Here is a 26,127-nt window from a genome sequence, read left to right as displayed (position 1 = left end):
TTTAACCTTTGCGGTCTTACAAAATCAAACTGCTCAAATATGGGATGTAAAAAACTACTGTTAACATTCATTGTCTTGTTTAGCGTTTGCTATTCTTTCGCGCAGGTAACAACAAGTGCTGTTACCGGTCTGGTGAAAGATGCAAAGGGGGAAGGCCTGATTGGGGCCACAGTTAAAGCCATTCACGTTCCAACCGGAACCGTTTATGGTACCACAACACAAGAGGGAGGTCGTTACACCATTCCCAACATGCGTGTAGGGGGTCCTTACACCATTACAATTACCTATGTAGGCTACCAGGAACAAAACATTAAGGACCTGTATCTAAGCCTGGGTACTGCATTGACCCAAAACGTAAAACTTGAAGATGGTAGCAAATCTCTGAACGAAGTAACTATTACCGGTCAAAAAAGCAGCATCATCAGCTCAAACCGCACGGGTACGCAGACCAACATCAGCCAGCGCCAGTTGACTGAATTGCCAACTGTAGGCCGTAGCATCCAGGATTTCGCCCGTTTGACACCGCAGGCTGTTGCTACTTACAGCAGCTCGAACGGTAGTCCACTAGGTATTTCCTTTGCAGGTCAGAGCAACAAATTCAACTCATTCACTGTGGATGGTGCGAATGCAAATGACGCATTTGGTCTGACAGCTACAGGTACCAATGGTGGTCAGGCGAATGTAAACGCTGTTCCACTGGAATCGGTGCAGGAAGTACAAATCGTACTGTCTCCATATGATATTACTCAGAGTAACTTTACGGGTGGTGGTATCAACGCTGTAACAAAGAGTGGTACTAACCAGTTCCATGGTTCTGCTTACTTCCTGAATCAAAACCAGAGTTTTGTAGGCGAAAATGTTCAGAGCAAAACCAAATACCCTACCTATAATAATACTACATGGGGTGCCAGCCTGGGTGGTCCAATTATCAAAAATAAATTGTTCTTCTTCGTAAACGCGGAAAGAAACGATACCAAAACACCACTTGGTTACAATCCTGCTGATGCTGGTTCAGGTTCTAAATTCAGTACTGCAAGACTGGATTCTATCCGTACTTATGTAAAAGATACTTATGGATTCGATCCGGGTAGCTATACTGATATTAACTCTGAATCATATGCAACTTCAGTATTTGCTCGTATCGACTGGAACATCAGCGAAAAGCATAAATTAACCTTCCGTCATAGCTATGTTGATGGTAGCCTGTACAACATTTCCCGTAGTGCAACTACTATGACTTTTGCTAACAGTGGCTACTATATGCTCAGCACTACTAACTCGACTGTAGCTGAACTGAACAGTAGCTTCAATGCTACTACTTCAAACGTACTGCGTGTGACCTACAACCGTATCCGCGACAGACGTTCTACTGTTGAATTCCCATCTGTATATATCACTGAAGGTGGTCTGAACTACAACCTGGGTGCGGATTACTCCTCTCCACGTAACTCACTGAATCAGGACAACTTCACCATCGTTGATAACCTGACTATTCAGAAGAAAAAACATACCATCACTGTTGGTACTGACAACCAGTTCTTTAACACAAGCAACGTGTTCCTGCAGTACTACTATGGTTACTATACTTACAGAAACCTTAATACCTTTTTGAATAACTCTGCTGCGCCTACTACTTATGCAGTTGGTTATTCTAATAAAGGTGGTAATGACCTGGCTCCTGGTAAGATCCGTGCTGGTCAGTTCAGCTTATATGGACAGGATATCTGGGATATCAATGACAGGTTCAGACTGACTTATGGTCTGCGTATCGACCTGCCGGTATTCTTCAACAAACCTGACGCAAACACTGGTTTCAATGCTTCTGACATCGCTACTACTTATGGCATTAAGAACAATACTATTCCAAAAACAAGGTTGATGTGGGCTCCAAGAGTTGCATTTAACTGGGATGTAAATGGCGATGGTACGACTCAACTGAGAGGTGGTGCCGGTCTGTTCACAGGTCGTGTTCCGCTGGTATGGATCTCCAATGCATATTCCAAAACTGGTGTTGCATTCACATCCTTCAGTGGTACTCCTCCTTCAACAGTACGTTTCAACTATGATCCGGCTGATACACACCTGGGTGCTTATATTCCTACTACCGCTGCTGCTCCTACTGAAATTGACGTTACTGACAAAAACTTCAAATATCCTCAGGTACTCCGTGGTAACCTGGCTATCGACCAGAAACTGCCATGGTGGGGTCTGATTGGTACAATCGAAGCTTTGTACACCAAAACGCTCAATAACATCCTGTATAAGAACCTGAACGTTGGACCTCAGACAGGTCAAGTTACTTTAGGTAACACCACCAGACCCTGGTACAACTTTGCACGTGCAAACTCTTCTTATACTGATGTCATCTATCTGACTAACACCAGCAAAGGTTATTCTTATAACTTAACTGCACAGATTCAGAAACCAATGGATCATGGATGGTCTGGTAGCCTGGCTTATACTTATGGTGCTTCTTACTCTATGAACGATGGTACCAGCTCTACTGCTTATTCCAGCTGGCGCTTTGCTTACAACGTAAATGGTATGAACAACCTGAGTCTGGCTCGTGCTAACTTTGATCCAGGTCATCGTGTGGTAGCTAACGCAAGCAAAACTTTCCGTTATGCTAAGGGTCACCTGTCTACCACTATCGGATTGGTTTACCAGGGTTACACCGGTCAGCGTTACTCTGTAATGTTCAACAACAACATTACCGGTGATGATGCTTCTGGTAAAACTGGTACAAACAGCTTAGCTTACCTGCCTACAGACGCTAGCCAGTTCAGCACGCTGACACTGTCTGACGGTACTGTGGTAACGCCTGCCCAGCAGTTGGCTGACTTCCAGGCATTTGCTGCCAATAACAAATACCTGAGCTCTCACATGGGTCAGAATACAGAGCGTAACGGACTGAGAATGCCATGGGAAAGCCACTTCGATCTGAAGCTTGCACAGGATTTCATCCTGAAAAATACACACAGAATTGAAGTTGGATTCGACATCCTGAACGTAGCTAACCTGCTGAACCGTAACTGGGGATGGTCTTATTACCTGAGCAATCAGTCAGTATCTCTGTTCACAGTAACATCTCAGAGCACTACTCCGACTTACACATTCAACAAGAACCTGATGAACAACATCAATGGTACACTGAGACCATATACAGTGAATGACTACCTGTCACGCTGGAGAGGTCAGTTGAGTGTTCGTTATAACTTCTAAGAATTGCTAAAAAGGTCCTGCAGATTGCAGGACCTTTTTACTTATACCCTAATTTAACCCATACCTTACTTTAACCCGTATCAATTAACCTATACCGTTTAACCCATAGCATTTAACCCATACCATTTTTCCTATATCATTTAACCCATTATTTCACAATCTATATCGACTTTTTAACTCAACCTATACATTTAAATTTCCATCTCACATGAAAACAAAAAAAAGCCTATTGATTCGCCCCCTGTTGCTGACAGGTCTGGTATTGGCCATGTCATTCTCTTCCTGTAAGAAACAGGAGGCAACAGACACCTCAACTACCACTACAAAAGACTGTGGATGTTCTTCGATGGAAGCATTTCCCAATATTAAAGGGGAGCCCGTTACCATTACCAACAAAAAGACCGGGGAGCAATACAGCCTCATTAAAAAAGGAGATCGTTATCTACTGGACGATGACATGGTGCTTGGCGAAAGCCAGGTAAAATTCCTGAAAGGAGAAACTGATGACGCTACAGCCCGCACCGGCAGGGCCAATTTCGTAAATCTCTGGCCGAACAGGATTGTGTATTACTCCATCAATGTCGGATTACCTAACAGCTCCCGGGTTACGGATGCTATTGCCCACTGGCAGGCCAATACCAACATTCAGTTCGTACAACGTACCAACCAGGCAAATTATATAGAATTCATCAAGGATGATGGATGCTATTCCGATGGTATTGGTATGACCGGGGGAAAACAGCTGATTTCACTGGATGACGGCTGCTCCTGGGGAAATGCGGTTCATGAGATTGGCCACGCCCTTGGCTTCTTCCATGAACAAACACGGGCAGACCGGGATAACTATGTTATCATCAACTGGAGCAATATTGAAGATGATGAAGATCACAATTTCCAGACATATGCAGCCCGTGGATATCAGGGGTTTGAATTGGGCACATTTGACTGGGAGTCTATTATGTTGTATGGTCCTTACTTTTTCAGTAAAAATGGAAGTCCTACAATCACCACACTGGGTGGAGGCACTTACTATTATAATTCTTCTGTTCTCTCATCTGGTGATATTCAGACGTACAATTACATGTACAATCCGGGGATTTATGCCAAAATGGTACAGGTACCTATCGAGTACCAATGGAATGATGGTCCTAATTACCTGAATGTATATGAAGCTGTAGATGTATACATCAGGTTTTACTCAGATGCAGCATGCACAGTACCTGCCAACCTGTCTTTCCAGACAAATGTTACCTGTTTAAGCTCCAGATATACCTATGGTGGCAGTGGTGGTGCAAATTCAGAAACTGTAAGTTATCATAAGCTGGCACCAGGTTCTAATTCCTATAAAATCGTTGACCTGTATATCAAGCAGGCCTGGGAACAGGAATATGGTAATTACAGAGAAGGCGGTTATTATCAGGATATAATCCTGCAGAACGGTGTAGGCTACATTGCGAAATAAAGTAGAAAATACTACCTGACAAAAAAACGCTTCGGCCTAACAGCCGAAGCGTTTTTTTATTATATTTATATGAATGCATGAACAATATTACAAATGGAAATCCCCTCATCTCGGCCGTGAATTCGAGATGCTGGTATTCGGAGAGGAAGGCTATCCCCTCATCCTCTTCCCTACCTCTATGGGGCGCCATTATGAACATAAGGAAAGAGGCCTTATTCATGCATTACAATGGTTCATCGACCATCAGCTCATTCGGGTCTATTGCCCTGATAGTATAGATGCCCGGAGCTGGTACAACAAACAGGTCTCCCCTGCTCAACGCACCCTCAATCACATTGCTTACGACAACATGCTGCGCCATGAGGTGCTGGAAAGGGTCATATACGAAACCGGCGTTTACCGCGTAGCCGTAGCCGGTTGCAGTTTCGGTGGGTACCATGCATCCAACTTTGCCTTCCGCTACCCGGAGCAGGTCTCTTACCTTTTTAGCCTCAGCGGCATTTTTGATATTACCTCCCGCCTGGATGGTCATTATGATGATAATGTCTATTTCCATAATCCCATGGATTACATGCGGGACAATCCGCACGAAGCCCTCTGGCGCATGGGAATTATACTAGGCGTAGCCGACGAAGATATAGCCCGTAACCAGAATGAACGGATGTCAGGGATACTCGCTCACAAAGGCATCAGCCACTGGCTGGATATAAGGCCCAATCAAAAACACGACTGGCCCGTATGGAACGAAATGTTACCATATTACCTTTCCCTTATAAAATAAGCTGGCGAAATCCATTGGCGCGAATATTGATCCTCATCCGCTTTTATTGTAAACGGAATCATTGATACACTCAACGTAAAAACATTTTTCAGGATGAAAAAAATAGGCCTTCTCTATGGTCAGGAAAACAGTTTCCCCCAGGCATTCATTGACCGCGTAAACGCTAAAAATGTCAACGACATCTCTGCCGAATTTGTATCTATCGACAAAGTAATACAGGGTATTCCAAATGAATATGCTGTGATACTGGATCGTATTTCGCAGGATGTTCCTTTCTATCGTACCTGGCTCAAACAGGCTGCACTGGAAGGAAGCGCAGTGATCAATAATCCATTCTGGTGGAGTGCAGATGATAAATTTGTGAACAATGAACTAGCTGCACGTACGGGTGTAAATGTTCCTAAAACTGCGTTACTCCCCTCCCGCGATCTGCCGGTAAATACTACGGATCAATCGTTCAGGAACCTGATATATCCTTTTGACTGGGAAAGCATTTTCGCGCACATTGGCTTTCCTGCTTATATGAAACCTTACAATGGCGGAGGTTGGAAACATGTGTACAAAGTCAATAGTCCTGAGGAATTCTTTGCACAACATGCGCATACCGGCCAGCTGGTGATGATGCTGCAGGAAGAGATTGAATACGATTCTTATTATCGTTGTTATTGTATTGGCGGCAAGTATGTACGTGTTATTCCTTACGACCCGCACCAGCCTCCTTACCAACGTTATCTTGATAAGGCACAGGGAGATGATGACCTGGAAGGTGTGATCATCGAACAGGTGGCTAACCTGAACCGTTACCTGGGGTATGATTTCAATACGGTGGAGGTAGCCGTGCGTGCAGGGATACCTTATGTGATCGACTTCTGGAACCCTGCGCCGGAGGCAGATGAAGCTACGATCGGAACAGAGAATTTTGAATGGGTGGTAGAGACAGCGGCGAATTATGCCATTGAAAGAGCGCTGAGGCAGTTGCCCGGAACGGATAACCTGACATGGGGAGCATTTATGACCCATGCAGTGCCGGGAAATCAGACGGCGATAGTACCAGGTGCGAAGAAGACGGCAGCGAAAAAATCGGCGACGCCGGAGGGTGCTGCGCCAGTTGAGAAGAAGGCTACTTCTAAAAAAGATCCTGCTAAAAAGGAACCTGCTGCTAAAAAAGAAGCAGCACCTAAAAAGACAACTACTAAAAAAGCAAAGGCCAAAGAATAGGTTGTTTGTTTGTATACAACCGGCCTGCATTACCAGCTTTCTCCCCTCAGCCGGTATGCAGGCCTTTTTGTTTCTATTGGCGTCAGCGTAAAATAGAGCACACTCCCCTGCTGCCGCAGGCCGTTTTCTATATTCTTCTTATCTTGCTTCCCTAATTACATTACCATCTATGCTCCGGAATTTCACATTAGGCATTGAAGAAGAATACATGGTCATGGACCCCCGGACCCTCGAACTATGCTCCCATGAACAGAAAATTGTAGAACAGGCCCACAAAGTCATCCCGGAAAAAGTAAAAGCCGAATTTCATCAGGCAGTCGTAGAAGTCGGCACCCATATCTGTGCAAACATCGATGAGGCCCGTGCAGATGTAGCACACCTTCGTAAAACGGTGGCTCAGATTGCCGGCGACCTGGGGTATAGTATCGGCGCCTCCGGTACCCATCCGTTTTCCAAATGGGAAGCCCAGCTCATTACAGACCATCCCCGGTATTTCGAAATTGTGAATGAAATGCAGGACGCCGCCAGGTCTAACCTGATCTTTGGGCTGCATGTGCATGTGGGAATGGAGAACAGGGAAATGGCCCTGCATATCGCAAATTCTGTGCGTTATTTTCTGCCACACGTATTTGCCTTAAGTACCAACTCTCCTTTCTGGGAAGGTCGGAATACGGGCTTTAAATCATACAGGGTAAAAGTATTTGATAAGTTTCCCCGTACCGGTATCCCTGATTATTTTGCCAGTATCGGAGAATACGACCGCTATATCCAATTACTTGTCAAGACCAAGTGTATAGACAATGCCCGCAAGGTATGGTGGGACTTACGTGTACATCCTTTTTACGATACGGTAGAATTCCGGATCTGCGATGTGCCGCTCACCCTGCAGGAAACCTGTACCATTGCCGCCATCTTCCAGGCTCTCTGTGCCAAGATCTATAAACTGCGCATGCAGAACCTGAACTTTATTATTTACAACCGCGCACTGGTCAATGAAAATAAATGGAGAGCCAGCCGCTATGGTATAGATGGCAACCTCATTGATTTTGGTAAAGAGGCGGAAGTGAATACCCGTTCACTCATTTTTGAACTGCTGGAATTTGTTGATGATGTAGTCGATGAACTGGGTAGCCGTCATTATATCGAGTATACAAGAGAAATACTGCAGAATGGTACTGGTGCTGACAAACAGCTGGCTGTTTTCAATGAAAACAAAAACATGCACAGCGTGGTGGACTTCATTATTAAACAATTTCTCAAAGACTGCTAGCACATGAAAGTAGCTATACTTGACATGTATGAAGGCGTTCCGAACGAAGGGATGCGTTGTATCAGGGAAATACTCGCGGCGTATGCTGTGCGTCATTCACTGGTATTGCAGTGTGATGAGTATGAGGTACGCATCGCTGCCCAGGTACCTGATCTTTCGTACGATATTTATATTTCTACTGGTGGTCCCGGTTCACCGCTGGATAGTGAAGGCAGTGAGTGGGAACAACGTTATTTTGGTGTGATGGAAGCGTTGATGAAAGCTTCCAGACCGGTGTTATTAATATGTCATTCCTTTCAGCTGATGTGTCGCTACCTGAAGCTTGGAAATGTATGCAGACGCCGATCACCTGCATTCGGTGTGTTTCCTGTGCATAAAACAGCGGCAGGTGAATTTGAACACCTTCCCGATCCTTTTTATATCGTGGATAGCCGCAACTGGCAGGTGATTGGTTTAGACCATGCTCGCATGGAGGCTATAGGCGCTTCTGTTTTGGCGATTGAAAAGGAACGACCCCATGTACCACTGGAAAGAGCGACCATGGCCATACGTTTCAGCCCTCATATGATCGGCACACAATTCCACCCGGAAGCTGATGCGACCGGGATGCGGATGTACCTGCTTCAAAAAGAAAAGAAAGACCAGGTGCTCACCAACTATGGCGCGGAAAAATATTACAGCATGCTGGAACAACTTTCAGATCCGGATAAGATCATGCTCACATATGATACGCTTATTCCTGCATTTCTGGACAATGCCTTATCTATTCAATCATGATCCCTTCTTTACGCAAATATTATAACGAAAATTTTACTGCGGAGAAATACGCGGCATTTATTGAATCAATGGCAGCTGCTGCCGGCGAAGCCCCTGCTTTTAAAGTAGCGGAAACGCCCGTGTTTGTACCTGCTGCACTCACGAAGCAATTAATCGATACCAGCGAAGCGATCATTGATCTGATTACACAACCTGGCTTCAAAGCCAGTAGTGAAGCATCGTTTCCTCCATGTATGAAAGTACCCGGCGAAAATGAGCATGCGCATTTTGTGATCATTGATTTTGCTGTGTGTCAAAATGCAGAAGGTGTGTTGCAACCACAGCTCATAGAGCTACAGGGGTTTCCTTCACTGTATGCCTTTCAGGAGCTGATGGCCAAGGAATTTAAACATCATTTCCAGCTCCCTGATACAGTGAATAACTATTTCAATGGGTATGATGATAATAGCTATTTAGCGTTATTGAAAGAGATCATTGTGGGTCCTTATCAACCGGAAGAAGTGGTATTGCTGGAAGTAAAGCCACATGAACAGAAAACCCGTATTGATTTTTATTATACACAAAAGGTACTGGGAATACCTGTTGTTTGTATTACAGACCTTGAGCAGAGAGGTGATCAATTGTATTATAAGGATATTTTAATCAAACGCATATATAACCGTGTGATCTTTGATGACCTGCAAAGGCAGGCGGCATCATTGCCTGCACATGTGTCTTTATTCCAGGATTTTGATGTAGAGTGGATCACGCATCCGAACTGGTTTTACAGGATCAGTAAGTATACCCTGCCTTTTATTCATAATGAGTTTGCACCGGAGAGCTGGTTTCTGCATGCAAAGGAGTTGCCGGCTGATCTGGAGAACTATGTATTGAAACCGCTTTTTTCATTCGCTGGTCAGGGGGTAGTGATTGATGTAACATTACCAGATATTGCCTCGATTAAAGACCCTGAGAACTGGATCTTACAGCGAAAGGTACAATATGCCCCGGCCATTGAAACACCTGATGGGCCGGCTTATTGTGAGATCAGGATGATGTATATATGGAAAGATGGAGCGGAAAGGCCGTTATTGGTGCATAACCTGGCGAGGCTTAGTAAGAGTAAAATGATAGGCGTAACGAAGGATAAATCGCATACCTGGGTGGGCGGTACCTGCGCATTTTTCGAACAATAAAACATTCATGAAAGAGGGATTCGCCAACGGGGATGGAAACTCTTTTTCAAAAAATAAAGGCTGATCTTGCGATCAGCCTTCTTAATGCTTTTATTTCCCGAACTTCTCCTGCCAGTTCAACATACCACCGGTCAGGTTCTTTACATTCTGAAATCCCATTGTTTCCAGGATCATTGCTGCCTGGCCGCTTCTGCCTCCGCTTCTGCAATACACGATCACTTCTTCATCCTTCAGATCTTCCAGCTCATCTACCTGCATGGCTCTGATTTCGCCCAGCGGCAACAGGATACCTCCGATATTAAATTCTTCATGCTCATGAGGTTCCCTTACATCGACGATGTGCAGGGATTCGCCATTGTCAATACGTTGTTTCAGTTCTTCAGCAGTTATATTTTCCATCGCTGTAAATTTTATAAGTTAAACGATTATGGGGTATACTACTTTGTTATTCCGGTTCTTTTGTAGAGTCGGTTGCACCTTTTACCGGTGCGGTAGGCGACAACCAGACATCCACTACTTCTCCTGCTCTTACCATGCTCAGCTCCTGCAGTGAATTTCTTGGCATTGGATCCTGTTTGATCACAAATGCATTGGCAGTATCTGTTACAGAAGGATCTACCATCACTGTACCCAGGTTCAGGTTTCTGCCACTCAGGGTCACCTTGGCTTCCTGGAAGGTCATCCCGATCAGATCCGGTACCGGATTTTCGATACTACCTGTACCGCTACTCAGTACCAGCGTGATGCTGCTACCTTCGGGCACCTGTCTACCGGCTTTTACGAGTTTACCATTCAGCAACTGCTGCAGTACGGTATTGGTAGCAAAGTCCGGTTTATAAATTGTATCTCCTACATTCAGTCTGCGGCTATGCAGGGTCATTTCTGCACTACGGAAAGTGAGTCCTACCAGGTCAGGCATATCTACCATTGGCGGCACTACCTTATTGATAGTCAGATAAATAGTTCTTCCAACTTTTACTATCGCACCTTTAGCAGGGGTTTGTTCCCATACGGCCAGGGCAGGCAAACTATCGATAAAAATGGAGTCTCTTACATCTACGTTAAACCCAGCATCTTCCAGCTGTTTGGTAGCGTCTTTCACACTCTTACGGTATACGTCAGGCACGGTTTGGGTATCTCCATGCTTGGTAATTACCCCCAGCAGCAGGAAGAAAATCAGCCCCAGTACCAGGAACAACCCTACCACAACGGCCAGGTTGAACCCAAAGGAGCGTTTTGTAATTTGATTGAACACAGATTATATTTTAACTTAAAGATAGCGTAATCTTATACCGCTTTGTTATTTCCTCAGGCACTCTTCAATTAATGTGCCGTAAAACTCCTGCAGGGTTTTACCGGCAGCTCTTACCTGCTGAGGCACGAGGCTGTTATCGCTCTGGCCAGGCATGGTGTTCACTTCCAGGAAGAACAGGCGATTGTTTGCCTCTTCATAGATGAAGTCTGCACGCACAATACCCCTACAATTCAATTTGTTATACAGTTCTTTGGCGGTATTCCTGATCTGCTCACACACGTCGTCCGGAGCTGGTGCAGGGGTGATTTCTTTGGTCATACCCGGCGTATATTTCGCCTCATAGTCAAAGAATTCTTTGCTGCTCACGATTTCTGTCAGTGGCAAAACGTTGATTTCGCCATTCACTTTATATAAGCCACAGGTTATTTCCCTGCCTTTTATAAACTCTTCGATCAGGATCTGTACATCTTCTTTGAATGCCTTGTCGATAGCTGGTTGCAGTTCTCCGGCTGTATTTACTTTAGACATACCAATGCTGCTACCCCCTTCTGCAGGCTTTACAAATACAGGCAGTTTCAGCTGCGCTAATATCTGTTTGGTATCGTATGGCTGGTTACTGAAGATATGCACAGATTTGGATACATTTACCACATTCAGGGCAGCCACTACTTTATTGCAATAGCTCTTATTGAAAGTCAGGGCGGAGGTGACCATGCCACAGCTGGTAAACGGAATACCCAGCATCTCGAAATATCCCTGCAGGCGGCCATCTTCGCCAGGTGTACCGTGAATACCGATGAAAACGGCATCAAAAGTTACCTTTTCTCCTTTGATAGTCAATGAAAAATCGTTCTTATCCACGGCTATCGTCTGCCCGTCGTCCCCCGTATAATTCCAGCCCTCTTTTGTAATAACAATTTTATACACATTGTATTTGCTGCTATCCAGGTTTTTCTCAATTGTTACGGCACTTTGTACGGAGATAACGTATTCTCCTGAGTATCCGCCGGCAACAAGGGCGATATTCTTTTTCATATGATAATTAATAATAAGCGGATAAAGTTAATAGAAAAATGGGGGATGTAAACTTTTTTACTCCAAAAAGAAGGGGAGAAAAGGTAATTAGCCTTTTCTCCCCTTTTAGGTTCGGTATGCGTGCCAGCGATTTACGTCTGACGACCAGTTACCGATAATTCCTTATGCTTCCTGATTAAATATGTAATTTCTCTTTCTTCGCCAGCAGCTCTTCTTCAGACTCCTGGTACATTTCGTCTGGTACACAACAGTCTACCGGACATACTGCCGCACATTGTGGTTCTTCGTGAAAGCCTTGACACTCAGTACATTTATTTGGAACAATATAATAACTGTCAACAGCTATTGGAGCGTTACGCTGGTCGGCATCGATAGAAGATCCATCCATCAGCACATAAGAACCCTTAATCGTAGTGCCATCGGCCATTGCCCATTCAACACCACCTTCATAGATCGCGTTATTTGGGCACTCAGGTTCACAAGCTCCACAATTAATACATTCATCTGTTATTTTGATTGCCATGTTATAAACTTTTTGTTTAAGAAGTAAGCCATTAATTTTGCAGACAAAAATAGAATATCTCCCTTTAAAAAGTAAACTATTTATATAGATTCATGAGCAGTACAGAAAAAGTAGCCGCCCTGGTACGTTTAGGTCAATACCTGACAAGCAATGATCCAGCGCTCCTGGCAGTAAAGGAAAGAGCTTACCAGGCTAACGGCTGGTTCACCCCGGAATTCATAGACCTGGCCATCAGCCAGATTGCTGAGAATTTCCTGGAAGCCGCCCGCCTCAACAGCTGGATCAATGCCTACCCGGAATTGACTAAGAACAAACCTGCCCGTACAGTGGGCATCGTTACCGCTGGTAACATCCCTCTTGTTGGCTTTCATGACTGGCTCTGCGGTTTCGTGAGCGGCCACAATGTACGCCTCAAACTGTCATCAAAAGATGTAATACTTATGCAGCATGTGCTGGATAAGATGAAGGAGTGGCACCCTGAATGGGCGGAGCAGACTACAGTGCAGGATATGTTGAAGAACTGTGACGCTTATATTGCAACAGGCAGCAACAATTCATCCAGGTATTTCGAGTATTACTTTGCCCAGTATCCGCACATTATTCGCCGGAACCGGACTTCCGTAGCTATCCTGACAGGTGAAGAAACGCCTGCGGAACTCGAAGGCCTGGCGGACGATATCAGTATTTACTTTGGACTGGGTTGCCGCAATGTAACCAAGGTGTTTGTACCGGATGAGTATGATTTCACCCGGTTGCTGGAGGCACAGAAGAAGTATAGTTATCTTGCCGATCATAATAAGTATAAGAATAATTACGACTATAACCTGGCTTTGATCCTGCTGAATAACAGTCCTTATATGTCGAATGAGAGCATGTTATTGCAGGAGGCGCCGCACCTGTTCTCGCCAATAAGTGTGCTGAACTATGGGTATTATACCGATAAGGCCACGCTGGCGGCGGAGTTGCAGGCGAATACGGAGTTGCAATGCCTGGTAGGAAGAGGGTTTACACCTTTTGGAACGGCACAGCAACCATCGCTTACTGATTATGCAGATGGAGTGGATACGCTGGAATTTTTGAGTAAGCTATAAAAATATTCATGATAGGATTCCCCAATGGGGATGAAGAAACGACTTTCTGCAGAAAAGGACCGCCATAAGGGCTGTCCTTTTTCTTTTTACATAACATTTTGTCGGGTTCAATCGTTAATTTGTCAGTACCTCCGTTACTTTGTCACCCATTCTATTAAGATGGTATTAACCTTTCATATAATAAACTGTTAAAGTAGTAACAACACTGGTTGAATGAATCACTTACCCCCTTAAATTTGTATCAGAGGCACTAAAATTGTTATATTCCTTATATCAATATTTTTACTTTCAATAAAACTCAAAAAAATATGAAATTCCGGCAAATTGCGGCAACTGTTCTTATCAGCGCGGCCACTGCCTTTGCCAGCGTGTTTGTTTACAGCAAATTTCAGCCCCGGCAGGCAGGTCCCTATCAAAATGGATCAGACAACATTCCAGTAAACTATACCAGCTACATGCCTGGTACAGAACACAGAAACATTACTCCTCCCACCGACTTTTCAGCAGCAGCAAAACTGGCTGTTCCAGGTGTGGTTCACATTAAGACAAAGATCAATCCCCGTCAGGTTACAAACAACCTGCAAAGAAAAAGAAGCGTACTTGAGGACCTTTTCGGCGATGACTTTTTCGGGGACGAATTCCAGGGTGGCGGCGGCGGACGTAAATATTATATCCCCGGCCAGATGGCTTCCGGCTCAGGTGTACTCATCTCCGACGATGGTTATATCGTGACGAACAATCACGTAGTGGACGATGCGGATGAGATCACCGTTACGCTCAATGATTACAAAACTTACAAAGCAAAAGTGATCGGTACCGATCCAAACACCGACCTCGCAGTAATCAAAGTAGATGCGAAGAACCTGCCTTACATGCTGTATGGCAACTCTGACGAGGTTGAAATTGGTCAGTGGGTACTTGCTATCGGTTATCCATTAAACCTGGAAACTACCGTAACTGCGGGTATCGTGAGTGCAAAAGCTCGTTCTATCGGTATCAACAAACAGGCGAAAAGAAACGCTATCGAATCTTTTATTCAGACAGATGCTGCTGTGAACCAGGGTAACAGTGGTGGTGCATTGATCAATACCGCAGGTGAACTGATTGGTATTAACTCTGCGATCGCCTCTCCTACCGGTGCCTATGCAGGTTACTCTTATGCGATTCCCGTGAACCTGGTGAAGAAAGTGGTAAATGATATCATGAAGTATGGTAATGTACAACGTGCTTACCTGGGTATCAGGTACCAGGATCCGAATTCTATTCCTGAAGAGAAATGGGGTGACTATGGTATAAGAAGAGATGTGAATGGTGTGGTCGTGACAGATGTGGTAACAAGTGGTGCGGCGGCAGATGCAGGTATTCAGAAGGGTGATGTGATCACTGGTATCAATGGCGTCAATACACCTTCTATACCACAGATGACGGAGCAGATCGCAAGATTTAAGCCAGGTGATAAGATCAGTATCAGCTACCTTCGTGGTGATAAATCACGCACTACGAATGCAGTACTGAAGAACATTGATGGTAATACCAGTATTGTGAAAGCAACCGTGATCGATGCGCTGGGCGCGGATCTGGTGACACTGGAAAAAGGTGATGCGGCGAAGATCGGTATTCGTGGTGGTGTATATGTAGATAACATCAGCAGCGGTATACTGAAGAAACAAACGAATATGAAACCTTCTTTTATTATTATGAAAGCAGGAGACCAGGTGGTGAGTTCAGTGGAACAGCTGAGAGGAATATTGGAGAAACAAAAGAAGGTGCAGCTGGAAGGTGTATATCCTGAGTTGAATGGTGTGTACTATTACAATATTGATTTGACGAATAGTACTGATTTCTAATTATCGTTTTTCATATAGGTTTATAAGTTAAGGAGAAAAGAGCGCTGGTTGAAATACCAGCGCTCTTTTGTTTTAAGGCCTGCGGCAGCAAGGAAGATCTTCATCTGTTCGGCTGACGCCGATGGAGGAGGATATTTCAGCAAGGGCGTTAGCCTGAAAAGAGCGCGCTTCAAGAATCAGGTTTTCAACTTGATCCCGCCTCCATGCTGCCGCAGGTCATTTCCAATAAAAAAAAATGCCCGGCTTCCGCCAGGCATCTATATTTTTTTATTAATAGCCATTACAGATTAATTACTCCTTTCAACTGCGCAAAAAACTCATCTTTCTTACGGGAGCTGATCGGTATATTCTTCTGATCACTCATCACCACTGCTGTTCCCAGGCCTTTTATAATCTTCACGATATGATGAATATTAATCAGGAAAGACTTATGTACCCTATAGAATCCTTTATCACTCAACATTTCCTCATATTCCTTCAGTGACTTGGATATCAAATGCGATACATTATTGATCAACTGGATTTTTGTATAACTATCAAACGCTTCGCAATAAATGATATCCTTCAGATCTATCACATTATACCCATCATTCACAGGAATCACTATCTTGGAAAACGCGTTGTCATTGTTCTTTACATAATCCTTCAGTATCGACGCCAGCTCATTTAACCTCCCTTTTTTACTCTTCTTTACTTTTTCCAATGCATCTTCTACCTCACTCACCTTAATAGGCTTGAGCAGATAATCTAATGCGGCAAACTTAATTGCCTGCAAAGCATATTCCTGAAACGCAGTGATGAAGATAACTTCGAAGTTCAGCACAGGGAACATTTCCAATAACTGGAATCCATTATGTGGCGGCATTTCAATATCCAGAAACAGTACATCGATCTGGGTATTTTTTAGCATCTCCGCCGCGTCATGAATGTTCTGCGCCTCCCCTACTACCGTAACATCCTTACAGTAATTTTCAAGAATATTTCGCAAAATGTGGATGTTGCGGACTTCATCGTCTACGATCGCAGCTTTTATATTACTCATAACATCTTAACAATGGGAATCAGAATTTCAACGAGCGTACCCTCTTTATTGCCGAAACCTGACTTAAATTTATCAATAATTTCTAACTTTCCAACATTTCCATTAAAAGATTTTATAATCTGCAACCGTTCCCTGATCACGCTCAGGGCTGTAGATTCGTGCTTTATGAGGCGTCCGCTCTTCAGTTCATTTGCCCTGTCCCAACCTATTCCATCATCGTCTACAGAACAGTATAGCATATCCTCTTTCAGCATCAGTCTTACCTCCAGGTTCCCGCTGCCGTTTTTGGGTGCAAGACCATGTTTGATCGCGTTTTCCACGATCGGCTGTATAATCATAGGCGGTATATAGATTGTATAATCTTTCAATGCATCTTCTATGGCAAAGTGGTACGTAAAGACATTTGCAAATCTAATCTTCTCCAACTCAATATAACGGGTGAGGAAAGCTATTTCTTCATCCAGCGAAATATAGGATTTCCGGGAGTTATTAAGCATTTGCCGCATCAAGGTAGCGAAATCTGCTAAGAAATTCAGGGCCTGCTTTTCTTCCTTCTCCATTATCAGGTGCTGCACGCTATTCAGGGAGTTGAATATAAAGTGTGGATTCATCTGGTTTGTCAGGGCTTTGGCCTCCAGTTCTGCAATCCTTCTGTTGTATTCTGTCTTTCGTTTTTCCCCGTCTTTGAACCGCAGGAAGATAAACCTTAAAATAAATGCAACCAGCAGCAATGCCAGCAAAATCACGATGCCCCTCGCCCACCATTGCTGATACCACCGCGGTAGTATCGTCACAGTAATGGCCACTGGCTGGCTCCATTCACTCTTGTACTTCCTCGCCCTGATCTGCAATTCATAGGTATCTGGCTGCAGGTCGGGGAAAGGTACGATATTCGACATTGTCGTGATCCAGCCACTGCTTGTATCGCTGGAAAAATTATACTGGTATTCCACCAGATCCGGCAGATCATAGGCGATCGCACCAAATTCGACTTCGAACGATGCCTTGCGCTGGTATAGTAAAGTGATCTTTTTTGAAGGCATATAGGTACTGTCGCCATACCTGATATGACTCAGGTATACCGCAGGAGGCACCGTATCTACCGGCATATTATTGTCGTTGAAATAACTTAACCCGTTGGAAGTTGCGATGTACAATATCCCGTGCTGGTAATAAACTCCCCGGGTATCGTCACTCATCAAACCATCGTTACTGGTAATATTTCGGATCAGGGTCTGGGTATGCACATCTATCACAGACACTCCTTTGTTGGTAGAAACATACAACCTGCCTACCCCATCATAATATAGCTGCTGACAGATATCGCTCACCAGATTATCGGCAGAGCCAATATGCTTTACGACACGATTGTTCTTTAATACGTATAAACCCTGATCTGCTGTGCCTATCCACAGGTAGCCATCTATATATTTCAGGTCTTTGACCGGTTGGTGCAGTTCTACATCCGTACCCGGAATCACCACTTTGGCCGATCCCTCTTTGCCATAGTACAACCCGGAGCCGGTACCTACATAATAAGAGGAGTCATCCACACTGGCGATAGACGTGATCTGAACATCCGGCACCTCTACTGTATAGTTCTCACCGATCACCTGGTCTTTGGACACTGCGCGGATCCTGCCATCCGGCCCTACGTCCATATCCTTCATATTCCTGATAGATCGTAATACGGATACCCGTTGCTGCAGGGTATTGAAAGTAAATAGTCCATTGTCCGCACCGATCAGGATCTCATTTTCTTTATACGGTAAAATACTGAGTATGCTGTTTCGTCCACTGGTGGTATCCAGGTTAAAGCGCCGGATTGTGTTGTTTTTATCGATGGTATTGAGCACTCCTGCATTCTGGCCTACCAGCAGGATACCGGTTTTGCTATCTTTGCAGATGCTGAAGATAGAGTGGGAATACAGCCCGTTTGTATTATCGAGATAATTAAAGTAAAAATTTTTGTAGGGAATATTGTACACGCCATCACCAAATGTAGTGATCCAGATATTGCCATCACGGTCTTTCAATACAGAAGTGATGTAGTGATTGTCGAGCAACTTCACCATTTGCCGTGCACCTTTGAAAAAGTCTTTCAGGTAATACAATGCACGGGGAGTACCAATCCAAAGGTTATCCTTGTCGAGGCATACGTTACTTATTTCATCGTTAATACCCCAATCCGGGCCATTAAAGAAACAGGTGGCTTCCTTATTATTATAGGTGTAAATAGCATTTTTGAGAATGACGATCGGGTTCTTTCGGATCCTGCCAATGAACACATCATCATCTGCGGAGTATGGAGAAGAGAGGAAGATCTTTTGTGAAATGTTATTGCCATCTTTCAGGGAGCCCAGGTTAAAATAATTCTGGAGGGGTTTGAAGATGGTATCGTTGCGGAGGAAGTAAAAAAGATCGGTGCGGCCCGGTTTATAATCTATTTTCATGCCGCTGTAGCGGATGATCCTGTTATCTGTATTGAGAAACCATACAAAACCTGCATAGTCTTCAAACATGTACTGCATATACTGTCCGTGAGCATCGATACGCAGTGAGGAGTCATTTGCACCGGAGTGAATTTCGTTATTGAAGTAGAAAGAGGGCAATCCATTCAGGGTCGAGAACCATACCCTTCCTTTGGAATCGGCAGATAATTTTACCACATCATTGTCAGTAAGACCATCTTTCTTAGCGTAGTTGCGGAAACGTTTACCATCAAATTTGCTCACGCCTGTGGGTGTGGCGAACCAGATAAAACCTTCTTTATCCTGCACAGCAGCATACACGGTGGCATTGGCCAGACCATCCTTTACATTATAGTTGCGGATCATGAGCCCCTGTGCCGATGCATGATCGCATAAGCACACAGTCAACAGTATCCAACATAGTATGTAACGGACTGCAGGCATTGAACAAGGTCAGATTTTGAATATTATTTATCCGAAGGAAAACAGGACTGATCATCAGATCAGCCCTGCGCCATGAATATCTCTGAGTAGAGGAGTTAACAGGCAGCAATCCAGCCTTATCAACTCATCATTTAATAAGCTCTCGCGAATAGTACACGCTGAGTAGAAGGTTTACCGGTCAGGATGCAGGTACCTGCTTCCTGGGGATTGTTCAAAGGAATACAACGGATAGTGGCCTTTGTACGCTCTTTGATTTTTTCTTCTGTTTCGGAAGTGCCATCCCAGTGTGCGGAGATGAAACCACCTTTATCGTCCAGCAGTTTTTCAAATTCTTCCATCGTGTTGGCAGGTGTAATGTGCTCATCACGGTAGGCTTTCGCCTTATTGTACATCTGCGTTTGGATATCTTCCAGCAATGTGCCGATATATATAGCCAGGCCATCCAGTGACTGACTGGATTTCTCTTTGGAGTCACGGCGGGCTACTTCAGCCACATTATTTTCCAGATCTCTGGCACCAATAGCGATACGTACAGGTACTCCTTTCAATTCGTACTCGGCAAATTTCCAGCCAGGACGGTTGTTGTCTGCATCATCGTATTTAACACGGATACCTGCTTTTTTCAGATCGCTCATGATATCGAACACTTTCGCATCGATCTTTTCTTTCTGCTCTGCACCTTTATATATAGGCACGATCACTACCTGCAGTGGGGCAATGCGCGGAGGCAGTATCAACCCGTCATCATCACTGTGGGCCATGACAAGGGCACCAATCAGGCGGGTAGATACACCCCATGAGGTAGCCCATACATGTTCCAGTTTATTTTCCTTGTTGGTGAAAGTTACGTCAAATACCTTAGCAAAATTCTGGCCAAGGAAGTGAGAGGTACCAGCCTGCAGTGCTTTTCCGTCCTGCATCAGCGCTTCGATACAGTAAGTATCCAGGGCACCGGCAAAACGCTCAGCAGGAGATTTTACACCTCTTACTACGGGCAGTGCCATATAGTTTTCTGCAAAATCTGCGTACACTTCCAGCATCTGCTCTGCTTCTGCGATCGCTTCTTCAGAAGTAGCATGGGCGGTATGCCCTTCCTGCCAGAGGAATTCTGCAGTACGGAGGAACAAACGGGTACGCATCTCCCAGCGCACTACATTCGCCCATTGGTTAATGAGCAACGGCAGGTCGCGGTAAGACTTGATCCAGTCTTTATATGTATTCCAGATAATTGTTTCGGAGGTTGGGCGAACGATCAGCTCCTCTTCCAGTTTTGCAGCAGGATCTACAACTACACCGGGGCCGTCAGGATTCTTCATAAGCCTGTGGTGAGTAACTACCGCACATTCCTTTGCAAAGCCTTCCACGTGATCTTCTTCCTTACTCAGGAAGCTTTTGGGGATGAACAACGGGAAGTAGGCATTCTGATGCCCTGTATCTTTAAATTTTTTGTCCAATACATCGCGCATTCCTTCCCAGAGCGCAAATCCATAAGGTTTGATAACCATACATCCCCTTACGGCAGAATAATCGGCTAAACCGCCCTTCAGCACCAAATCATTGTACCATTGTGAATAGTCTTCGGAACGGGCCGTGATCTCTTTACTCATTTAAAATTTGATTATATAATTGTCGATTATTTTTCTCATTTACAACAACTTGTGCAAGCTGTCCTACTTATTACACAATAATTAGATATTGTGGCGTAATATTTGTGTTAAATATATTACCAAAAGGTAAAATGTCACAAACCTACATGAAAATCAGAAACGTGCAAATAGTTTAGTAAAATATTATGAACGGTTTAGGAATCTTGTAACGTTTACCGACATTTGAACGTTAAAATAGTGTAAATTTATAGTGTAATTCAGGCTAAAAATTCCGACAATGAAATCAGCTCCTTACCTCGCTGTACTGACGCTAATGATATTAAGTAGCTGTTCGTCAGCATATAAAACAACCCAAACACCGGATGATGTGTATTATTCTCCGAGAGTTAAACCTGCCTATGCTTCCTCAAATAATAATAACGGTGGTGACAACGTTCAATATACTGATAGTGAAGATGGGGGAACATATGTTAATTATGACGATGACCAGGGGGATTATGCACGCCGCTTAAGTTTGTTCAATGACAATGCTTATTCCGGTGGTTTCTACGATTATTATGGCACACCTGGAGTTTATTCCAGCATGTATGCCAATCCGTATTACGGTTATGGTAGTTCTTTCAGCCTTGGCTTTGGTTATGGATACGGCTATGGTTCCGCATTCAGCCTTGGTTTTGGTTATGGCTATCCTTACTATGGTTATGGCTTTTATGATCCATTCTACTATCCTTACTACGGATATTATGGTTATGGATATCCATATTATTATGGTGGTTACTATGGCGGTTACTACGGTGGTCATGGCTATGGTTACGCCGGTGGCTACAGACGTGCTACACGCAATACCTCATTTGCTACAGGATCATCAGGAGGTCGAGTAATTGGTAACAGCGGTGGTCGTACTACAAGAACTGACTATCGTCCTTCCAGGGTAGTGAATGGCAATTCCGGCAACAGTGGTGGTCGTATCAGCAACGGTTCTGCAGGATCTTACCAGCCAAGACGTACTTATTCACCATCATCAGGTGAGCGTACTACCACGGTTGACAACAGCGGTGGCCGTACTACCAGTCAGCCATCCAGGTCATCTTATCAGCCTGCAAGGTCTTATTCACCTCAACCTTCTTATCAACCACAGCGTTCTTATTCACCAGCTCCATCCTATAGCCCTGGCCGTACCAGCGGTGGCGGTGGTGGTTCCTTTGGTGGCGGCGGCGGCGGTGGTCGCGTAGGTGGTGGCGGCAGAGGCCGTAATTAATCTTAAAAATGATTTGATCATTGATATTCTTAAAAATCTACCCTGGTCAAAATAGGCCGGGGTATTTTTTAACCCTTAATTCTACCATATGATGAAAAGAATGGTGTTAGCCATTGCTATGACAGGAGCCTGTTTCTCATTGCAAGCACAAAATATTGACGACGCTTTACGTTTCAGCAGCGGCGCTCCTTCAGGAACAGCCCGTGCACAGGCCGTAGGTGGGGCCCAGGGCGCATTAGGCGGGGAAGCCTCTTCCATGTACATCAACCCTGCTACAGTAGGTTTCTTCAGAACAAGCGATTTCTCCTTTACGATCGGTGTTCCTTCTATATCTTCTACCGGCACTTACCAGGGCGAGTCATCCAGTGATTCCAGAACGAACCTGAATATCTCTAATGCCACCATCATCTGGGGCGGTAAAAGAAAGAAACCGGGCAGTAAATGGCAGAACTTTAGCGGCGGTATCGGTGTAAACCGTACGTCAAACTATAACCAGCGTACTTATTATACCGGTGATATCCATAATTCTTCTCTTTCTTTAAATTATTACCTGGCAGCTGATGCAGCAGGCATTACCAATCCGAATGCACAGCTGGGTGGAGATCCTGACCAGACCATCCTGGCTCACTCCTCTGCCCTCGCTTACCAGACATACCTGATCAACCCTGTTACAAATTCAGATGGCTCTTTTGCAGGTACATTCTACTCTGCTGCCGAAGCTACTGACAACAGCGTATACGTACGCCAGGAAAGCACCAGCTTTGAAAGAGGTGCAAATACTGAATTTGCAGGTTCCTTTGGTGCTAACTACAACGATAAGTTCTACATCGGTGGTGGTATTGGCGTTCCAAACGTGCAATACAGAAGAGACCTGACATGGAAAGAAACGAACCTCAATACCGTAGCTACAGACCTCAATTACTTTACTACCACTGAAGTACTGAGAACTTACGGTACCGGTATCAATGCAAAACTGGGTGTTATATACAGACCGGTTAAGACTTTGAACCTGGGTGCAACTATCCATACGCCTTCCTGGATCTGGCTGACAGATGAGTACCATACTGATATGACCACATCTACGAAGTCAAACGGCGTGAATTCATTCTCTTCCCGCGACAGCCGTTATGATGGTCTGGATGATGAATCCAAATACACCATCCGTACGCCATGGAAAGGTATTCTGAGTGCTACCTACCTGTTCGCTCCATCTGCCGATACCCGTAAGCCTACAGGTTTCATCAGCTTTGATTACGAATATGTAGACTATGCTTCCATGCATATGCGTTTCAAAAACAATGATGGTTTTGACCGCGAAACTGAGACTGACAGGAACAATTCGATAAAGGATACATACCAGGCAGCGTCCAACTTCCGCGTAGGTGGCGAGTTGAAACTGCATACCATTGCATTGCGCCTGGGTTACTCCTACTATGGCAGCCCTTACAAGATCAGCAGCCTGGAGGGTGCACGCTCTTACTACTCCGGTGGTATTGGCTACCGCAACAATGGCTTCTATATGGACTTAGCGTTTATCTATGGTTCTTCTACCAATTATAACCAGCCATATACCATGCTGGCAAATAACATGAACTATGTGACACCAGATGCTGCCAAGATTGAGAAAACTTCTTATACGGGACTGGCCACTTTCGGTTGGAAATTCTAAAGTTTTTATAAAATTAGAAAAGCGCTTCTGTTAATAGCAGAAGCGCTTTTTGTTTTCAGCCAAATGATATACTTTTAATCCCATACTTATTTTCCTTATACATGATGAATATCCATTCCTATACCTTGCTAATTTTGTTATTGCTACACTCCGTTTATGCAAAATCACAAGACGACCCGGACAATATCGAACTAGCCAATTCCTCCGAAACATTCGAGTTTCAATACAATACCAAACAAAAGCAGGTCACGGTAAAACAACTTATCCATAAGGACTTTGTCTGCAACAGTTTCCGCGCCACCATCCCCTTCTCCGAGCCCTACAATAACCAGGAAGAAATCACGGACCTCACGATCCTGACAGACGGCAAGAAAAACCGGACGATCACGCCCACTTACGATTACCTGAATATTGACGAATACTTCTACTCTGACCAAAAAATCTGCTACTTTAATATACCCTTTTCCAAACAGGGGGCACACAATGAAGTGAACATCGAAAAAGCCATTCGTGATCCCCGCTACCTGACCACCGTTTACCTCACTGACTACTACCCTTCCAAACAAAAAACCATCACCATCATCGTACCCCGCTGGATGAACATCGACATCCATACTTTCCATTTCGAAAATCAGCACATAAAAACGGAAAAGACGTACGATAAAGACCGGGATGCGGACATCTATACTTATACCGCCACGAACCTGCCGGCCATGAAGAAAAGCTCCATGAGTCCCGGGCCAAGCTGGATCTACCCTCATATTCTGGTTTGTAGCAAGCGTGCAGATTATAAAGGAGAGCAAACCGTTTACTTTAATACGACTAACGACCTGTATCAATGGTGTCATAACCTGGCGTCGCAGCTGCACCCGGATACGGCAACTTTAGGGGCGAAAGCCAGGGAAATTACCGCTGGTATTCCAGACAAATTTGACCAGCTGAAAGCTATTTTTTACTGGGTAGAAGAAAACATCCGTTATATCGCATTCGAAGATGGTCTTGCGGGGTTCCGTCCTGACGAAGCCCACGAAGTATTGCGCAAGAAATACGGAGATTGTAAAGGAATGGCCAACCTTACAAAAGAGCTGCTCGTGCGTTGTGGTTTGGATGCAAGACTCTGCTGGATAGGTACGAATCATATTATGTACGATCATAGCATTCCTTCCCTGAATGCAGACAATCACATGATCTGTGCCGTACAATACAACAATAAATGGTGGTTTCTCGATGCGACTGAAAAGTATATGCAACCCGGCATCTATGCAGAACGCATCGCCGGCAGACAGGTGATGATTGAAAACGGAGACAATTTGCTGTTAGAAAATATTCCTGTCACCACACCGGCACAAAACGCCCGCCTGTTCAAGGAATTCCTGACCATAGAAGGGAACAGTATGACCGGCAAAATAAAATACAAATACAATGGAGAAAGCAAATCTGACCTGCTGTACAACATAAACCTGACAAAAAAAGACAGGGTACAGACATCACTGGAAACATACATCACCAACAAGAATAGTCACTATAAGATATCCAATGTCACCACCACCCAGCTGGATCAGCGGGATGGCGACCTGGAAGTGAGTTTCGATCTGCAATATCCCGATGCCGTATCGTCATTTGGCAAAGAGATGTACATCGATATCGACTACAACAAGGAATATAACAACGCCGTGATCGATACGCTGAAACGTAAGACAGACATCCGTTTCGACTGCAAAAATAATTATATCACAGAGACAGAGCTGCTTATACCTGCAGGGTATAAAATGACTTCGCTGCCGGAGGATCTGCATATTTCATCACCTAATTTCATTTTTGACATCACCTACAAAGCCACCGGCAATAAGATCACTTACCGCAAGCAATTGCAGATCAATAACACTTATTTGCAAAAAGCCGCTTTCGGGGACTGGAATAAAGCGGTATCCGCATTGTCAAAAAAATACCTGGAACAAATAACCCTTACCCAACAGTAAA

At 44.5% G+C, this 26,127-nt stretch carries 19 protein-coding genes; 12 read left to right on the top strand and 7 right to left on the bottom strand.

All coding sequences use genetic code 11. The features are described 5' to 3' along the window. The first annotated feature begins 39 nt into the window (after window positions 1-39). From SIO70_RS14790 to SIO70_RS14760, 7 genes are all read left to right on the top strand, one after another. Window positions 40-3,222, top strand: a complete 3,183-nt coding sequence (locus SIO70_RS14790) for a carboxypeptidase regulatory-like domain-containing protein (protein ID WP_320581631.1) — start codon at window positions 40-42, stop codon at window positions 3,220-3,222. A gap of 208 nt (window positions 3,223-3,430) precedes the next feature. Beyond that, entirely contained in the window at window positions 3,431-4,684 is a 1,254-nt protein-coding gene (locus SIO70_RS14785; RefSeq protein WP_320581630.1) for a M12 family metallopeptidase, read from the top strand. A 73-nt stretch (window positions 4,685-4,757) separates the two neighbouring features. Beyond that, window positions 4,758-5,465, top strand: coding sequence for an alpha/beta hydrolase-fold protein (locus tag SIO70_RS14780; protein WP_320581629.1), 708 nt, complete (start codon window positions 4,758-4,760; stop codon window positions 5,463-5,465). Between the two features lie 93 nt (window positions 5,466-5,558). Further along, window positions 5,559-6,683, top strand: a complete 1,125-nt coding sequence (locus tag SIO70_RS14775) for a hypothetical protein (RefSeq protein ID WP_320581628.1) — start codon at window positions 5,559-5,561, stop codon at window positions 6,681-6,683. Window positions 6,684-6,852: 169 nt separating this feature from the next. After that, a complete protein-coding gene (locus SIO70_RS14770) occupies window positions 6,853-7,953 on the top strand; it encodes a carboxylate-amine ligase (protein WP_320581627.1) in 1,101 nt (366 codons plus the stop codon). Between the two features lie 3 nt (window positions 7,954-7,956). After that, window positions 7,957-8,730, top strand: a complete 774-nt coding sequence (locus SIO70_RS14765; RefSeq protein WP_320581626.1) for a glutamine amidotransferase-related protein — start codon at window positions 7,957-7,959, stop codon at window positions 8,728-8,730. Further along, window positions 8,727-9,905 carry a hypothetical protein gene (locus SIO70_RS14760; RefSeq protein WP_320581625.1) on the top strand — a complete coding sequence of 393 codons (1,179 nt, stop codon included), beginning with the start codon at window positions 8,727-8,729 and terminating at the stop codon, window positions 9,903-9,905. The genes SIO70_RS14765 and SIO70_RS14760 overlap by 4 nt, the downstream gene beginning before the upstream one ends. A 90-nt stretch (window positions 9,906-9,995) precedes the next feature. On the opposite strand, the gene SIO70_RS14755 is transcribed toward SIO70_RS14760, so the two are convergent. The 4 genes from SIO70_RS14755 to SIO70_RS14740 form a co-directional block, all read right to left on the bottom strand. Beyond that, entirely contained in the window at window positions 9,996-10,304 is a 309-nt protein-coding gene (locus SIO70_RS14755) for a rhodanese-like domain-containing protein (RefSeq protein WP_083722532.1), read from the bottom strand. Between the two features lie 46 nt (window positions 10,305-10,350). Then, the gene (locus SIO70_RS14750) at window positions 10,351-11,160 is read right to left on the bottom strand and encodes a PASTA domain-containing protein (RefSeq protein WP_320581624.1); all 810 of its coding nucleotides are present in this window, start codon (window positions 11,158-11,160) and stop codon (window positions 10,351-10,353) included. 45 nt (window positions 11,161-11,205) lie between these two features. Further along, entirely contained in the window at window positions 11,206-12,195 is a 990-nt protein-coding gene (locus SIO70_RS14745) for a D-alanine--D-alanine ligase (RefSeq protein ID WP_320581623.1), read from the bottom strand. A 175-nt stretch (window positions 12,196-12,370) separates the two neighbouring features. Beyond that, window positions 12,371-12,718 carry a 4Fe-4S dicluster domain-containing protein gene (locus tag SIO70_RS14740; RefSeq protein ID WP_083722535.1) on the bottom strand — a complete coding sequence of 116 codons (348 nt, stop codon included), beginning with the start codon at window positions 12,716-12,718 and terminating at the stop codon, window positions 12,371-12,373. Window positions 12,719-12,810: 92 nt separating this feature from the next. On the opposite strand from SIO70_RS14740, the gene SIO70_RS14735 reads away from it, so the two are divergent. Next, window positions 12,811-13,809: an acyl-CoA reductase gene (locus tag SIO70_RS14735; protein ID WP_320581622.1), complete on the top strand. Its 999-nt coding sequence runs from the start codon at window positions 12,811-12,813 to the stop codon at window positions 13,807-13,809. Between the two features lie 308 nt (window positions 13,810-14,117). Continuing rightward, a complete protein-coding gene (locus SIO70_RS14730; RefSeq protein WP_320581621.1) occupies window positions 14,118-15,656 on the top strand; it encodes a trypsin-like peptidase domain-containing protein in 1,539 nt (512 codons plus the stop codon). A gap of 280 nt (window positions 15,657-15,936) precedes the next feature. Here SIO70_RS14730 and SIO70_RS14725 read toward each other — a convergent pair whose 3' ends face one another. The 3 genes from SIO70_RS14725 to proS all read right to left on the bottom strand — a co-directional run bounded on the left by SIO70_RS14725 (window position 15,937) and on the right by proS (window position 21,220). After that, window positions 15,937-16,698 carry a LytR/AlgR family response regulator transcription factor gene (locus SIO70_RS14725; RefSeq protein ID WP_072363242.1) on the bottom strand — a complete coding sequence of 254 codons (762 nt, stop codon included), beginning with the start codon at window positions 16,696-16,698 and terminating at the stop codon, window positions 15,937-15,939. Next, complete coding sequence (locus tag SIO70_RS14720) at window positions 16,695-19,613, bottom strand: two-component regulator propeller domain-containing protein (protein WP_320581620.1); 2,919 nt, start codon at window positions 19,611-19,613, stop codon at window positions 16,695-16,697. Before SIO70_RS14720 ends, SIO70_RS14725 begins: the two co-directional genes overlap by 4 nt. Window positions 19,614-19,744: 131 nt before the next feature. Further along, window positions 19,745-21,220: a proline--tRNA ligase gene (gene proS / locus SIO70_RS14715; protein WP_320581619.1), complete on the bottom strand. Its 1,476-nt coding sequence runs from the start codon at window positions 21,218-21,220 to the stop codon at window positions 19,745-19,747. A 277-nt stretch (window positions 21,221-21,497) separates the two neighbouring features. Here proS and SIO70_RS14710 point away from each other — a divergent pair, with 277 nt between their 5' ends. The 3 genes from SIO70_RS14710 to SIO70_RS14700 all read left to right on the top strand — a co-directional run bounded on the left by SIO70_RS14710 (window position 21,498) and on the right by SIO70_RS14700 (window position 26,126). After that, window positions 21,498-22,478 carry a hypothetical protein gene (locus SIO70_RS14710; protein WP_320581618.1) on the top strand — a complete coding sequence of 327 codons (981 nt, stop codon included), beginning with the start codon at window positions 21,498-21,500 and terminating at the stop codon, window positions 22,476-22,478. 88 nt (window positions 22,479-22,566) lie between these two features. Beyond that, a complete protein-coding gene (locus SIO70_RS14705) occupies window positions 22,567-24,147 on the top strand; it encodes a hypothetical protein (protein ID WP_320581617.1) in 1,581 nt (526 codons plus the stop codon). Between the two features lie 101 nt (window positions 24,148-24,248). Further along, window positions 24,249-26,126 carry a transglutaminase domain-containing protein gene (locus SIO70_RS14700; protein WP_320581616.1) on the top strand — a complete coding sequence of 626 codons (1,878 nt, stop codon included), beginning with the start codon at window positions 24,249-24,251 and terminating at the stop codon, window positions 26,124-26,126. The last annotated feature ends 1 nt before the right edge of the window (window position 26,127 follow it).

The sequence above is a fragment of the Chitinophaga sancti genome (assembly GCF_034087045.1).
Taxonomy (GTDB): Bacteria; Bacteroidota; Bacteroidia; order Chitinophagales; family Chitinophagaceae; genus Chitinophaga; species Chitinophaga sancti_B.
Note: the sequence above shows the minus strand (reverse complement) of the source record. Positions and strands in the feature narration are given on the sequence as shown.